Raw genomic sequence first — 13,248 nt, 5'->3', positions numbered from 1 at the left:
GGTGTTCTGTTTTCGGCTGTGGTCTTTCCCCCCCCCCCCCCCCCCCCCCGCCAGGCCGCCCCGCGAGCCCGCGGGGCGGCCGGACGATCCGCACGACGCGTCGCGGCGCGCCCGTGACGAGACGGGAGCAGGGATGGTTCTCGAGAACGTGCTCGAGACGAGGAACATCCTCGAGATGCACGCGATCAGCAAGGAGTTCCCCGGGGTCAAGGCGTTGCAGGACGTGACGCTCGAGGTGCGTCGCGGCGAGGTGCACGCGATCTGCGGGGAGAACGGGGCGGGAAAGTCGACCCTCATGAAGGTCCTGTCGGGCGTGTACCCGCACGGCTCGTACACGGGCGACATCGTGCTCGACGGCGAGCCGTGCGAGTTCCGGGGGATCCGCGACAGCGAGGCGCGCGGGATCGTCATCATCCACCAGGAGCTGGCGCTCGTCCCGTTCCTGTCGGTCGCCGAGAACATCTTCCTCGGCAACGAGAAGGCGAGCGGGGGCGTCGTCGACTGGAACCGCACCGCGGCGGAGGCCTCGCAGCTCCTCGAACGCGTAGGACTGCACGAGAACCCCTCGACGCTCGCGATGGACCTCGGCGTCGGCAAGCAGCAGCTCGTCGAGATCGCGAAGGCGCTGTCGAAGCGCGTCGACCTGCTCATCCTCGACGAGCCGACGGCAGCCCTGAACGACGAGGACAGCGCCCACCTGCTCGGTCTCATCGACCAGTTCCGCGAGGCGGGGATCACCTCGATCATCATCTCGCACAAGCTCAACGAGATCGCCGCCATCGCGGACCGCGTCACGATCCTGCGCGACGGCCGCACGATCGAGACGCTCGACCTCCGCGGCGAGGAGCCCGTGAGCGAGGAGCGCATCATCCGCGGCATGGTCGGTCGCGAGCTCGAGAGCCGGTTCCCCGCACGGGAGCCGTCCGTCGGGCGCGAGGTGCTGCGCATCGAGGACTGGACGGCCCACCACCCCGTCGACACCGAGCGCGTCGTCGTCGACCACGCGAACCTCACCGTGCACGCCGGTGAGATCGTCGGGCTCGCCGGTCTCATGGGTGCCGGGCGCACCGAGCTGGCCATGAGCGTGTTCGGGCACGCGTACGGGACGCGGATCTCCGGGCAGGTCTACAAGGACGGCGTCCCCGTCCGCACGCGGACGGTCGCCGAGGCGATCTCGCACGGGCTCGCCTACGCGACGGAGGACCGCAAGCGCTACGGGCTGAACCTCATCCAGACGATCCGCGAGAACATCTCGGCGTCCGCGCTCGGCAAGGTCGCCCGCTGGGGGTTCGTCCAGCGTGAGGAGGAGGCGACGGTCGCGGAGCGCTACCGCCGCGACTTCCGGATCAAGGCGCCCACGGTCGAGTCGCTCGCGGGCAAGCTCTCGGGCGGCAACCAGCAGAAGGTCGTGCTCGGCAAGTGGGTCTTCGCGGACCCCGACGTGCTCATCCTCGACGAGCCCACGCGCGGCATCGACGTCGGGGCGAAGTACGAGATCTACTCGATCGTCAACGCGCTCGCCGACGCGGGCAAGGCCGTCCTCGTGATCTCCTCCGAGCTGCCCGAGCTCCTCGGGATCTGCGACCGCATCTACGCGATGAGCCAGGGGCGGATCACGGGCGAGGTCTCCCGCGCCGAGGCGACCCAGGAGACCCTCATGCACTACATGACCATGGACAAGGGAGTCATCGACCGATGAACGCCGTCAGGGAGTACCTCGGCCGCAACGTCCGCCAGTACGGCATCGTCGCGGCGCTGCTCGTCATCGTCCTGCTCTTCCAGGTGCTCACCGACGGGCGCCTGCTCTACCCGAACAACGTCGCGAGCCTCGTGCAGCAGAACGCCTACGTCATGGTGCTCGCCATCGGCATGGTCATGGTGATCGTGGCCGGCCACATCGACCTGTCCGTCGGGTCGGTCGTGGCGTTCGTCGGCGGTCTGTGCGCGATCATGATGACCCAGTGGGACCTGCCGTGGCTGGTCGCGGTCGCGCTGTCGCTCGTCGTCGGTGCGCTCGTCGGCGTCTGGCAGGGCTTCTGGGTCGCGTACGTCGGGATCCCGGCGTTCATCGTCACCCTCGCCGGCATGCTCGTCTTCCGCGGCCTCGCGATCGTCCTCGTCGGGACCACGGTCGCCGGCCTGCCCGAGGGGTTCAAGGAGATCAGCAACGGCTCCGTGCCCAACTGGTTCGGCTTCGTCGGTGACCTCGACGTCGTCACGCTCGGCATCGGCGTGCTCGGCATCCTCGCGTTCGCGGTCGCGCAGTGGCGCTCGCGGACGTCGCTCCGCAAGCACGGGCTGTCGGTCGAGCCGATGGCGGCGTTCGTCGTCAAGATCGTCGTCGCGGCCCTGCTCATCGGCGTGGTCACGTACTGGCTCGCCCTGAGCGCGGGTGGCACGCCGATCGTGCTGCTCATCGTGGGGGCGCTCATCATCGCCTACTCGTTCGTCCTGAACCGCAGCGTGTTCGGGCGGCACGTCTACGCGATCGGCGGGAACCGGCACGCGGCCGTCCTGTCGGGGGTCAGCGCGCGCCGGGTCGACTTCGGCATCTTCGTCAACATGGGCGTGCTCGCGGCGGTCGCCGCCGTCATCACGACCTCCCGCGCCGGGGCAGGCGTGGCGGCGGCGGGCGTCAACTACGAGCTCGACGCCATCGCGGCGTGCTTCATCGGCGGCACCGCCGTGACGGGCGGGATCGGCCGCATCTCGGGGGCCATGATCGGCGCACTCATCATGGGCGTGCTCAACATGGGCCTGTCGATCATGGCGGTCGACGCGGCGTGGCAGCAGGCGATCAAGGGCCTGGTGCTGCTCGCGGCGGTCGCGTTCGACCTCGTGAGCAAGCGCCGGGCGTCCCTGCGCTGACGGGGACGGGCGGCGCGTCGTCGGGTGTCGTGCCCGACGGCGCGCCGTCGTCCCCCTCGGCCGGCCGGCACGTGGGTTAGGATCGACGCGTCGCGACTGGCGCCGCCCGGTGGAACTCGCCCGGGCAGGGTGGATCACCACCGGGGAGCGACACGCTGTGCAGACGACGGGTCGTTCGCCTGGGCCCCGGGTCACCCCCTGGTGGGGCGTACCCGGCGAGCCGGGAACGTGACCACCGACGACACACTGCCAAGCACCCGCGGAGGAGACGCCATGAGCGCCCAGCCAGCCGACAACGTCCTCGACACCCCGCTCGCCGAGCTCGACCCCGAGATCGCGGCCGTCCTCGACGGGGAGCTCGCGCGCCAGCGCGACACCCTCGAGATGATCGCGTCCGAGAACTTCGTCCCGCGCGCCGTCCTGCAGGCGCAGGGCTCCGTGCTCACCAACAAGTACGCCGAGGGCTACCCGGGCCGCCGCTACTACGGCGGCTGCGAGCAGGTCGACATCGCGGAGAACCTCGCGATCGCGCGCGCCAAGGAGCTGTTCGGCGCCGAGCACGCCAACGTCCAGCCGCACTCGGGCGCCACGGCGAACGCGGCCGTGCTCCACGCGCTCATCAACAAGGGCGACAAGATCCTCGGCCTCGAGCTGGCGCACGGCGGCCACCTCACGCACGGCATGAAGATCAACTTCTCCGGCAAGCTGTACGACGTCGCGGCGTACGGCGTGGACCCGCAGTCGTACCGCGTCGAGATGGACGAGGTGCGCAAGCAGGCCCTCGAGACGCGCCCCGACGTCATCATCGGCGGCTGGTCCGCCTACCCGCGCCACCTCGACTTCGCCGCGTTCCGCGAGATCGCGGACGAGGTCGGCGCGAAGCTCTGGGTGGACATGGCGCACTTCGCGGGCCTCGTCGCCGCGGGCCTGCACCCGTCCCCGGTGCCCTACGCGGACGTCGTCTCCTCCACGGTGCACAAGACGATCGGCGGCCCCCGCTCCGGCTTCATCCTGAGCAAGGAGGAGTACGCCAAGAAGATCGACTCCGCCGTCTTCCCGGGCCAGCAGGGCGGCCCGCTCATGCACGTCGTCGCCGCCAAGGCCGTCTCCTTCAAGATCGCGGGCTCGGACGACTTCCGCGACCGCCAGGAGCGCACGCTGCGCGGCGCGAGCATCATCGCCGACCGCCTCGCCCAGGCCGACGTGGCCCAGGCCGGCGTCTCCGTCCTCACGGGCGGCACCGACGTCCACCTCGTGCTCGTCGACCTGCGCCACTCCGCGCTCGACGGCCAGCAGGCCGAGGACCTCCTGCACGAGGTCGGCATCACCGTGAACCGCAACGCCGTGCCGTTCGACCCGCGCCCCCCGCGCGTCACGTCCGGCCTGCGCATCGGCACGCCCGCGCTCGCGACCCGCGGCTTCGGCGACGCCGAGTTCACCGAGGTCGCCGAGATCATCGCGACCGCGCTGCGCGAGGGCGCCGCGACCGACGCCGACGCGCTGCGCGCCCGCGTGCAGAAGCTCACGGCCGACTTCCCGCTGTACCCGGGCCTCCACCAGTGACCGCGCAGATCCTCGACGGCAAGGCGACCGCCGCGACCATCAAGGCCGAGCTCAAGGACCGCCTCGCGGTCCTCGCCGGGAAGGGCGTCGTGCCCGGCCTGGGCACGCTCCTCGTCGGCGACGACCCCGGATCGCAGTGGTACGTCGCGGGCAAGCACCGCGACTGCGCCGAGGTCGGGCTGTCCTCGATCCGCGAGGACCTGCCCGGCGACGCGACGCAGGAGGAGATCGAGGCCGCGGTCCGCCGCCTCAACGAGGACCCGGCCTGCACGGGGTACATCGTGCAGCTCCCGCTCCCGAAGGGCATCGACACCAACCGCGTGCTCGAGCTCATCGACCCGGCCAAGGACGCCGACGGGCTGCACCCGACGAACCTCGGGCGCCTCGTGCTGCGCGTCAACGAGGAGGTGACCTCGCCGCTGCCGTGCACGCCGCGCGGGATCATCGAGCTCATCGAGCGGCACGGGATCTCCCTCGCGGGCAAGGAGGTCGCGGTCGTGGGCCGCGGCGTGACCGTCGGCCGGTCGATCGGCCTGCTGCTCACGCGCCGGGCCGTCAACGCGACCGTGACGCTCACGCACACCGGGACGACGGACCTTGCCGAGCTCGTGCGCCGCGCCGACGTCGTCGTCGCGGCGGCGGGCGTCCGGGGCATCATCACGCGCGACATGGTGAAGCCCGGCGCCGTCGTCATCGACGTCGGTGTCTCGCGCGAGGTCGACCCGGAGACCGGCAAGAGCCGGGTCGTCGGGGACGCCGCGCCCGACGTCGCCGAGGTCGCGGGCTGGATCTCGCCGAACCCCGGCGGGGTCGGGCCGATGACGCGCGCGATGCTCCTCGCGAACGTCGTCGACGCGGCGGAGCGCGCTACCGCCTGAGCACGCCCCAGGGCGCGGCCGTGGGCAGTCCCGCGGCCGCGCCCTGCGGCGTTCCCGGGCTTGCCTGCAGGCGCTAGTCTGCGCGGGTGACGAGGGCGCGCATCGCGACGACGGCGGCGTACGCCGTGCAGGGCTTCGGGTTCGCGGTGGTGCTCACGAGCATCCCCGGGTACAAGGAACGGCTCGGCATGGGCGACGACGTCGTCACGCTCGTCGTGCTGGGCGTGTGCGTCCTCGCCGGGCTGGGCAGCGCGCTCTCCGGCGTCGTGGCGGCGCGGCGCGGCGCGCGGGCCGTGGTCGTGGGGGGTCTGCTGCTCGCCGCGGTCGCGGTCGCGGGCATCGGGACCGCGCCGTCGTGGCTCGTCTTCTTCGGGGCGATCGGGCTCTACGGGCTCGCGCTCGGCGCCGTCGACGCCGCGATGAACATGCTCGGGATCGACGTCGAGCGCGGGCACGGTCGCAGCCTGCTCGCCTCGTTCTACGCGGCCAACGCCGCCGGGGGCGTGCTGGGTGCGCTCGCCGTCTCGGGCAGCGCGCTCGTCGGGCTCGGTCAGCCGGTCGCGCTCCCGCTCGTGGCGCTGCTCGTCGCCGTGGGCGCCGGCTGGCTCGCGCTGCGGCTGCCCGACGGCGCCTCCACCGTCCCGGGTGCCGTGCCCCCGGGCGGGACTCCGGCCACCGAGCGGCCGACAGAGGCGGGCCCGGCAGCGGTCGCGGTGGCGGACGACGGTCGCGGCGCGCGAGCGCTCGGGACCGTGCCGTGGGTCGCGGCGGGCACGATCGCGCTCCTCGGCGCGGGGATGCTCGCGTTCCCCGTCGCCGACTCGGCCGTGTCGAGCTGGAGCGCGACGTTCCTGCGCGACGTCCTCGCGGCGAGCGCCGCCGCCGCACCCCTGGGGTACGCGGCGTACCAGGCGGCCCTCATCGTGTCGCGGCTCGTCGGGGACGGCCTCGTCGAGCGTCTCGGCCGGGTACGGGTCGTGCGGCTGGGCGGCACGCTCGGCGCCCTCGGGTTCGCCGTGGTGGCCGCGGCCCCCGCCTGGCCCGTCGCGGTGCTCGGCCTCGCGGCGACCGGGCTCGGGCTCGGCGTCGTCGCGCCCCTCGCCTTCTCGGCGATCGGGGACCGGGCCCGCGAGGCGGTGGCGGCGGGCTCGGTGAGCACCGGGCCCGCGACCCCGGGCGGGCGCGTCGAGGACGCCGGCGGGGTCGACCGGGTCGTCGAGGACGTGCTCGTCGACGTGGACGCGGGCGTGGCGCCGGTCGAACCTCCCGCCGGGATCGTCGCGACGGTCACCGACCGCGCGGTCGCGCGCCTCAACGTCTTCACCTACGCGGGCGCGGTGCTCGGCGGCGTGCTCACGGGCGTCTTCGCGACCGCCCACCACCTCCGGGTTGGGTTCGTCGTCCTCGCCGTGCTCGCCGCGGTGTCGGCGGTGCTCGCGGGCGCGTTCCGGCCCGCCCGCGTCGCCCTCGTGAGGGTGAGCGAGACCACGCCGCCCGCGTGACGAGAGGGAGCCGTCCTGTCGGTGGCGTGTGATGGGATGGCCGACGTGCCGCGGCCGTCCCGGCAGCCGAGCGCGACCGTCATCGAGGGAGGACGAGCCCACTTGCTTACCATCGCCACCGCCAACGTCAACGGGATCCGTGCCGCCTACCGTCGCGGGATGGACGCCTGGATCGCGTCCCGCACGCCCGACGTCCTGCTGCTCCAGGAGGTCCGCGCCCCCGACTCGATCGTGAACGACTTCCTCGACGGGTGGCACGTCGCGCACCAGGCGTGCGACATCAAGGGCCGGGCCGGCGTCGCCGTCGCGTCCCGGCTGCCCGTCTCGGCGGTGCGCGTCGGGCTGGGCGCCGGCGAGCCGGAGCCGCCCGTCGACACGGGCCGCTGGGTCGAGGCGGAGCTCGAGCTGCCCGACGGCGGTCGCCTCACCGTGGTCTCCGCGTACATCCACTCGGGCACCGTGAGCCAGCCGGAGACGATGGTCGCGAAGTACGCCTACCTCGAGAAGGTCACCGCGCGCCTGCGCGAGCTCGCGGCGACGGGGGAGAAGGTCCTGCTCGCGGGCGACCTCAACATCGCCCACCACAACGTCGACATCAAGAACTGGAAGGGCAACCTCAAGAGCGCCGGCTTCCTCCCGGAGGAGCGCGCGTACGTCGACGTCTGGCTCGACCAGGTCGGCCTCGTCGACCTCGGCCGCGTCCACGGCGGCGAGGGCCCCGGCCCGTTCACGTGGTGGTCGTGGCGCGGGCGCGCGTTCGACAACGACTCGGGCTGGCGCATCGACTACCAGCTCGCCACGCCCGCGCTCGCGGAGCGCGCCGTCAAGGTCGAGGTCGACCGCGCGCCGTCGCACGACGAGCGCTGGAGCGACCACGCGCCGCTCGTCGTCACCTACGACGTCTGAACGCCAAACCCGCTAGCATCCGACCGATACACAATCAACGGAGGCTAGTGTGGCACGACGAGTTGGACCTTCGGCGGCTTCAAGAGGCCATGCAGATTCCTGGGGTCCAGACGATCTGGTCGTTCAGTCCAGTGATATGGCACTCATGAACGTTGCGAGTCTCGCCCAGACTGGCGCTCTGGACCTCGACCCGAAGTACCAGCGCAGAAACCGTTGGGATCGTGAGCGTCAGAGTCGACTAATAGAGTCGTTCATCCTCAATGTTCCGGTTCCCCCGGTCTATCTCGCCGAAGAAGAGCGAGGTCGTTTCGCCGTTATTGATGGAAAGCAGCGCTTAACTGCGATATCTGAGTTCTTGCGCGGTTCGTATCGGTTATCTGGAATCGAACTACTTCCAGAGCTCCTGGGCGCAGACTTCTCATCTCTGCCGCTCGACGTGCAAGGATCACTTTCGATGCGACCGATTCGCGCCGTTATTGTGATGCGCAACACAAAGCCTTGGGTCAAGTATGAGGTCTTCTTGCGTTTGAACACTGGTGGCGAACCGCTGAACGCGCAGGAGGTTCGGAATGTTGCGGCAGCGAGCGGGTTCAACGACCTGATGATTGAGTTGGCGGAACATCCGCTGCTTCGCCAGCAACTCAAGATTCGAAACGAGCACTCACGCGCGTACGCTGATATGTCCGATGTCGAATATGTGCTGCGCTTCTTCACCATGCGTGAGGATTGGCGGCGCTTCGGTGGAGATCTCAGGCTGGCGCTCGACGCGTGTGCTCAGCGACACATGCTGGACGGCGTGGAAGAGATCAAGGGTCACCGCCGCCGATTTCTGAGAGTCCTCCACTACTGCGGCGAACTTTGGGGTCAGCACGCCTTTCAGCGGTTCGACGGCAGGCAATGGCGTGACCAAATGATCGGCGGTCTCTACGATGCCCAGACCGTAGCCGTCGATTCTCTGACCGACGAGCAACTAGATGCACTCACTAAGCGCAGAAGCACGGTCCTGGATTATACAAAGAGTGTTTCAGTGCACCCGGACTTCGATGCTGCAATTCGAATCTCGACTAACACTCCGAGCCGCGTGCATCATCGGGTAGCAACCATGACGAATATGCTGCACGCGGCATTGGAGTCTTGACCGTGGCGGCCGTAGACAGGCTGGAGAAGCGTCTAGCGGCGGTGGAGGAGGTGCTGGACGCGCTCAGCGCCGAAACACGTCCGGGCATGATCTCGGCATTGTCGCGCTCGGTGGCGCTTGAGTCTTTCATTGCACTCGAAGCGTACGTCGCTGATCGGACAACCGAGTACGCGGCCGCACTCACTGCGACGCGAATGAGTCCGTCGCAGAGCCCGATCGGCTCGGCGGCGTTGGGCCGCCGACTTGTTGCGGTGCTTGCGAAGAGACTTGTCGGCTCTGAGGCGGCGGCCGCCGAGCAGCTTCTAAAAGATGTCGCCGATTCTGTCGCATCGCTGTCGACCTCAGCGATGGTCGTCCATCCATTGCAGATGGGGTGGACGGGATCAAATCTCCAAGCAAGCGACATTCCGCCCTTGCTGGCGTTTGCGGGCTATAAGGAAGAGAAGGCGTGGTCTCAGCTCACGCACCTCTGGATGAGAATTGAAGGGCAGCAGCAGGCTCGCGTCAGCCTAAAGGGTATCTTTGAGGAATCCGCCGAGTTTCGTCATCACGCAGCCCATCGACCCGATGCTGTACTCCCGCTGCCAAACCTACTGACGCTTCCACGAAATGTCGCTCACTTTGCCTGTTCGTTTGATCTTCTGATGTGTATGGGTTTCCATGCGCTTCGGTCAAGTAGCCCGCAGAACCAGGTTCCGCCGCCTTCAGCGGCTTCGAGCAAGATGCGACGGGTCGTACATGGCCCAAAGGGATGGAGTGAGCTCGCTCCGGACTCTGGACGTTCTGTGAAGAGATCCGCTTCCCTCGAGGACGCGATAAAACTGGCAAGGTCACGGGCTCTCAAGAACGCAGAGTGTCTGATTGTTTCGGCGCCTTCGGGTCGCCTGTGTGAGTGGTCGTATCCGGCATTCGCTTGAGCGAGCGGTGCAGATGTCGTTCTAGGCGACGCGCTCGGCCGGTGCGGAGGGCGTCGCGAGGAGGAACCCGGGGGCCCCGAGGCCCTCGCGCTCGAAGGCGGCGCGGACGGCGTCGGCGACGGCCTCGACCTGGTCGGCGCGGACCAGCGCGATCGCGGAGCCTCCGAACCCCCCGCCGGTCATGCGCGCGCCGAGGGCACCGGCCACGCGCGCGGCGTCCACGGCGACGTCGAGATCGACGCTCGAGACCTCGTAGTCGTCGCGCAGCGACGCGTGCGACGCGTTCATGAGCGGCCCGACCGCGTCGGGGCGGCCGTCGCGCAGGAGCGCGACGAGGTCGCGCACGCGGCCGATCTCCGTGACGACGTGGCGCACGCGGCGGCGCGCGACGTCGTCGGGCAGCTTCTCCAGGGCGACGGCGAGGGTGCCGGTGGGGTCGTCGCTCGCGGCGACGTCGTGCGCGAGCTCGCGCAGGGAGTCCAGCCCGAGCGTGCGGGCGGCGTCCTCGCACGTCGCGCGCCGCGCCGCGTACTGGCCGTCGACGAGCTGGTGCTCGGCGCGCGTGTCGACGACGAGCAGGGCGAGGCCCGCGGCGTCGAGGTCGAACGGGACCTGCTCGGCGGACTCGACCGGGTCGAGCCCGGGCCGGCAGTCGAGGAGCAGCGCGTGCCCGGCGTGCGCGCGCAGGGACGCGGACTGGTCCATGCCGCCCGTCGGGGCGCCTGCGATCTCGTTCTCGGCGCGGACGCTCGCGGCGGCCAGGGCGGCGCGGCCGGCGTCGGTCGCAGCCAGGCCCAGCCCGGCGACGTCGTCGAGCGCGACCGCGACCGCGCACTCGAGCGCGGCCGACGAGGAGAGACCGGCGCCGAACGGGACGCTCGAGTCGACCGCCGCGTCGAAGCCCGTGACCGCGCCGGGGTCGGCGCCTTCGGCGACGAGGTGCTCGCGCAGGGCCCAGGCGACGCCCGCGACGTACGAGCCCCAGCCCGCGACCGTGCCCGGCGCGACGTCGTCGAGCGTCGTCGTCCACGTCTCGCCGGGCGCCTGGGCCGACGCGAGCCGGACGACGGAGTCCGTGCGCGGGCGCAGCGCGACGTACGTGCGGTGGGGGAGCGCGATCGGCAGGCACAGGCCCGCGTTGTAGTCGGTGTGCTCGCCGATGAGGTTGACGCGACCGGGCGCCGCCCAGACGTGGACGTCGTCCTCGTGCTCGCCGCCGGTGCCGTCACCGGCGCGGGCGTCGGCCGCGTCGGCGCCGAACGCCGTGGCGAAGACCGCGCGAGCCCGGGCGGCGCCGTCGTCGTCGGACCACGAGCGGACCCACCCGCGCGCCGCGCTCGACGGCGCGAGCTCCTGGAGCCGCGCCGCGATCCGCTCGGGCGTCGTGTCGCTGATCCACGCGCCCATGCCGGACTCCGAGCCGGCGAGGTACTTGAGCTTGCCCGGCGCGCGCAGGACGGAGAAGACCTGGAGGTGCAGCCGGGCGAGCGTCACGTCGTCCGTGCCCCCGTCCGCGACGGAGCGGCCCTCGTGCGCCGGCGCCTGGTGCCACGCGGCGATGTAGGGGAGCGGGATGGGGTCGCCGTCGGCCGTCTCGAAGAACCGGTCGAGGCGGCGCAGGAGCTCGAGGTAGGCGGTCGCGAGGTCGTCGCGCTCGGCGTCGGTGAGGGCCGGCAGGTCGGGCACGTCGCGTCGCGGGGCGAGGTGGACCTCGACGGGCCAGCGCGCCGCGAACGGCACGTAGGCGACCCAGTGCTCGGTCTCGAGCACGACGCGGCGCCCGTCCGCGAGCTCGGAGTCGAGCACGTCGCGCAGCAGGTTGCGACCCGTGCGGCGGTGGTGCTCGCGCGCCTCGTCGAGCAGCGCGCGCGTGCGGGGCGTGACGTACGGGTAGCCGTAGATCTGCCCGTGCGGGTGGTGCAGCGTGACGCCGATCTCCTGCCCGCGGTTCTCGAAGCAGAAGACCTGCTCCACGCCCGGCTCGGCCCCGAGGGCGGCCGTGCGGTCGGCCCACGCGTCGATGATCGTGCGCACGCGCTGCGGCGAGAGCGCGCCGAACGACGTGCCGTGGTCGCTCGAGAAGCACACGACCTCGCACCGGCCCGCGGCCGGGGCGTGGACCTGGAGCGGCGCGTCCTCGACGACGGCGTCCTCGAGACCGGGGACGCGCTGCAGCGACGGGAAGCGGTTCTCGAAGACGACGACGTCGTAGTCGGTGTCGGGGACCTCGCCGTCGGAGTACGCCGCACCGGGACGCGCGGGGCACAGCGGGCACGAGTCGGCCGCGGGGAGGAACGTGCGGTTCATCCGGTGCGCGGCGAGCGGGATCCAGTCGCCCGTGAGCGGGTCGCGGCGCATCTCGGGGCCGACGTACGGGCGCGGGGTCCCGTCGGGGCCGGGCACCGGGGCGAACCGGTCGGGCAGCGGCCGCGGGTCGTCGAGCCGACGTGAGCGCTCACCCGAGACGTACGCGGGCGAGTCGTCGAAGTAGACGAGCTCGCGGCCGTCGGCGAGGCGGGTCGAGGTGCGGCGCAGGTGGGGGTTCATGCGTGCGGTGTTCCGATCGCGGTGCGGTGGGGAGGAGGCGGCTGCGGTCCGCCGTCAGGTGACGACGAGCTGCTCGACGAGGTCCTGCACACGCGCGCGCTCGTCCTCGGCGAGACCGGCGTCGGTGATGAGGACGTCCACGTCGGCGAAGGTCGCGAAGACGCGCAGGCCGGTCGTGTGCCACTTCGTGTGGTCGGCGAGGACGACGGTGCGGCCCGCGGACTCGATGAGCGCGCGGTTGGTCGCGGCCTCGTCCAGGTTCGGCGTCGTGAGCCCGATCTCCGGGTCCACACCGTGCGCGCCGACGAACGCGAGGTCGACGCGCAGGCCCGCGAGCGCGGCCTCCGCGAGGGGGCCGACGAGCGCGTCGGACGGGGTGCGGCTGCCGCCGGTGAGGATCGTCTCCAGGCGCGGGTCGTTCGCCCGGTGCAGGATCTCGGCGACCGGGAGGGAGTTCGTCACGACCGTCAGAGGGCGCAGCGCGGGGTCCGCGGCGATACGGGCGGCGAGCAGGTGCGTCGTCGTGCCGGCGCTGAGCGCCACCGACGCGTTCGCGGTGATGAGCCGGGCGGCGGCCGTCGCGATGGCCTCCTTCTCCGCGGCCTCGCGCGAGCTCTTGGCGGCGAAGCCGGGCTCGTGCGCGGTCGTGTGGGGGGCGACGGCGCCCCCGTGGACCTTGCGGACGAGGCCCTGGTCGGCGAGCTCGACGAGGTCGCGCCGGATCGTCATGTCCGACACCCCGAGCTCTCGGGTCAGGTCGCCGATGCGGACCGCGCCGTGGTCCCGGATCTCCGCGAGGATGCGCTCCTGGCGCTGTGAGGCGAGCATGCGACCAGTATTGTCCACATCGCCGAGAAATCCAACACGATCGAACACGACCAAACATCGGGTTGCTTGCGCGCAGGCCGACGACGTCGGGTCGCCCGGCG

The 13,248-nt window shown here is 71.2% G+C and carries 9 protein-coding genes, 2 pseudogenes and 1 riboswitch; of the genes and pseudogenes, 8 read left to right on the top strand and 3 right to left on the bottom strand.

The annotated features are described in order from the left end of the window. Nucleotides 1–133 precede the first annotated feature (133 nt). The 8 genes from mmsA to ABWU78_RS20550 all read left to right on the top strand — a co-directional run bounded on the left by mmsA (nucleotide 134) and on the right by ABWU78_RS20550 (nucleotide 9,772). Nucleotides 134–1,699 (top strand): multiple monosaccharide ABC transporter ATP-binding protein, encoded by a 1,566-nt coding sequence (gene mmsA, locus ABWU78_RS20585; RefSeq protein WP_253050909.1) that lies wholly within the window; start codon nucleotides 134–136, stop codon nucleotides 1,697–1,699. Next, on the top strand, nucleotides 1,696–2,868 hold the full coding sequence (mmsB, locus tag ABWU78_RS20580; RefSeq protein ID WP_253050910.1) for a multiple monosaccharide ABC transporter permease: 1,173 nt from the start codon (nucleotides 1,696–1,698) through the stop codon (nucleotides 2,866–2,868). Before mmsA ends, mmsB begins: the two co-directional genes overlap by 4 nt. A gap of 82 nt (nucleotides 2,869–2,950) precedes the next feature. Beyond that, a riboswitch (ZMP/ZTP riboswitch) is annotated at nucleotides 2,951–3,060 on the top strand. Between the two features lie 81 nt (nucleotides 3,061–3,141). Then, a complete protein-coding gene (gene glyA / locus ABWU78_RS20575; protein ID WP_253050911.1) occupies nucleotides 3,142–4,431 on the top strand; it encodes a serine hydroxymethyltransferase in 1,290 nt (429 codons plus the stop codon). Then, complete coding sequence (locus ABWU78_RS20570; protein WP_353707875.1) at nucleotides 4,428–5,309, top strand: bifunctional methylenetetrahydrofolate dehydrogenase/methenyltetrahydrofolate cyclohydrolase; 882 nt, start codon at nucleotides 4,428–4,430, stop codon at nucleotides 5,307–5,309. The genes glyA and ABWU78_RS20570 overlap by 4 nt, the downstream gene beginning before the upstream one ends. An 86-nt stretch (nucleotides 5,310–5,395) precedes the next feature. After that, nucleotides 5,396–6,811, top strand: coding sequence for an MFS transporter (locus ABWU78_RS20565; RefSeq protein ID WP_439159360.1), 1,416 nt, complete (start codon nucleotides 5,396–5,398; stop codon nucleotides 6,809–6,811). Nucleotides 6,812–6,913: 102 nt separating this feature from the next. Further along, complete coding sequence (locus ABWU78_RS20560) at nucleotides 6,914–7,717, top strand: exodeoxyribonuclease III (RefSeq protein ID WP_439159359.1); 804 nt, start codon at nucleotides 6,914–6,916, stop codon at nucleotides 7,715–7,717. A gap of 136 nt (nucleotides 7,718–7,853) precedes the next feature. Then, nucleotides 7,854–8,855, top strand: a complete 1,002-nt coding sequence (locus ABWU78_RS20555; RefSeq protein ID WP_439159358.1) for a DUF262 domain-containing protein — start codon at nucleotides 7,854–7,856, stop codon at nucleotides 8,853–8,855. Nucleotides 8,856–8,905: 50 nt separating this feature from the next. Continuing rightward, nucleotides 8,906–9,772, top strand: coding sequence for a hypothetical protein (locus tag ABWU78_RS20550; protein ID WP_439159357.1), 867 nt, complete (start codon nucleotides 8,906–8,908; stop codon nucleotides 9,770–9,772). A gap of 21 nt (nucleotides 9,773–9,793) precedes the next feature. On the opposite strand, the pseudogene galK reads toward ABWU78_RS20550, so the two are convergent. The 3 genes and pseudogenes from galK to ABWU78_RS20535 all read right to left on the bottom strand — a co-directional run. Further along, nucleotides 9,794–10,960 (bottom strand): annotated as a pseudogene (galK, locus tag ABWU78_RS20545) (galactokinase); the annotation flags it as partial. A 156-nt stretch (nucleotides 10,961–11,116) separates the two neighbouring features. Next, nucleotides 11,117–12,319 (bottom strand): annotated as a pseudogene (galT, locus tag ABWU78_RS20540) (galactose-1-phosphate uridylyltransferase); the annotation flags it as partial. A 54-nt stretch (nucleotides 12,320–12,373) separates the two neighbouring features. Further along, nucleotides 12,374–13,147, bottom strand: a complete 774-nt coding sequence (locus ABWU78_RS20535; protein WP_253050915.1) for a DeoR/GlpR family DNA-binding transcription regulator — start codon at nucleotides 13,145–13,147, stop codon at nucleotides 12,374–12,376. Nucleotides 13,148–13,248 lie beyond the last annotated feature (101 nt).

Source organism: Cellulosimicrobium sp. CpK407 (assembly GCF_051844275.1).
Taxonomy (GTDB): Bacteria; Actinomycetota; Actinomycetes; order Actinomycetales; family Cellulomonadaceae; genus Cellulosimicrobium; species Cellulosimicrobium cellulans_G.
The sequence above is the reverse complement of the archived record's forward strand: the minus strand, read 5'-3'. Positions and strand labels throughout refer to the sequence as shown.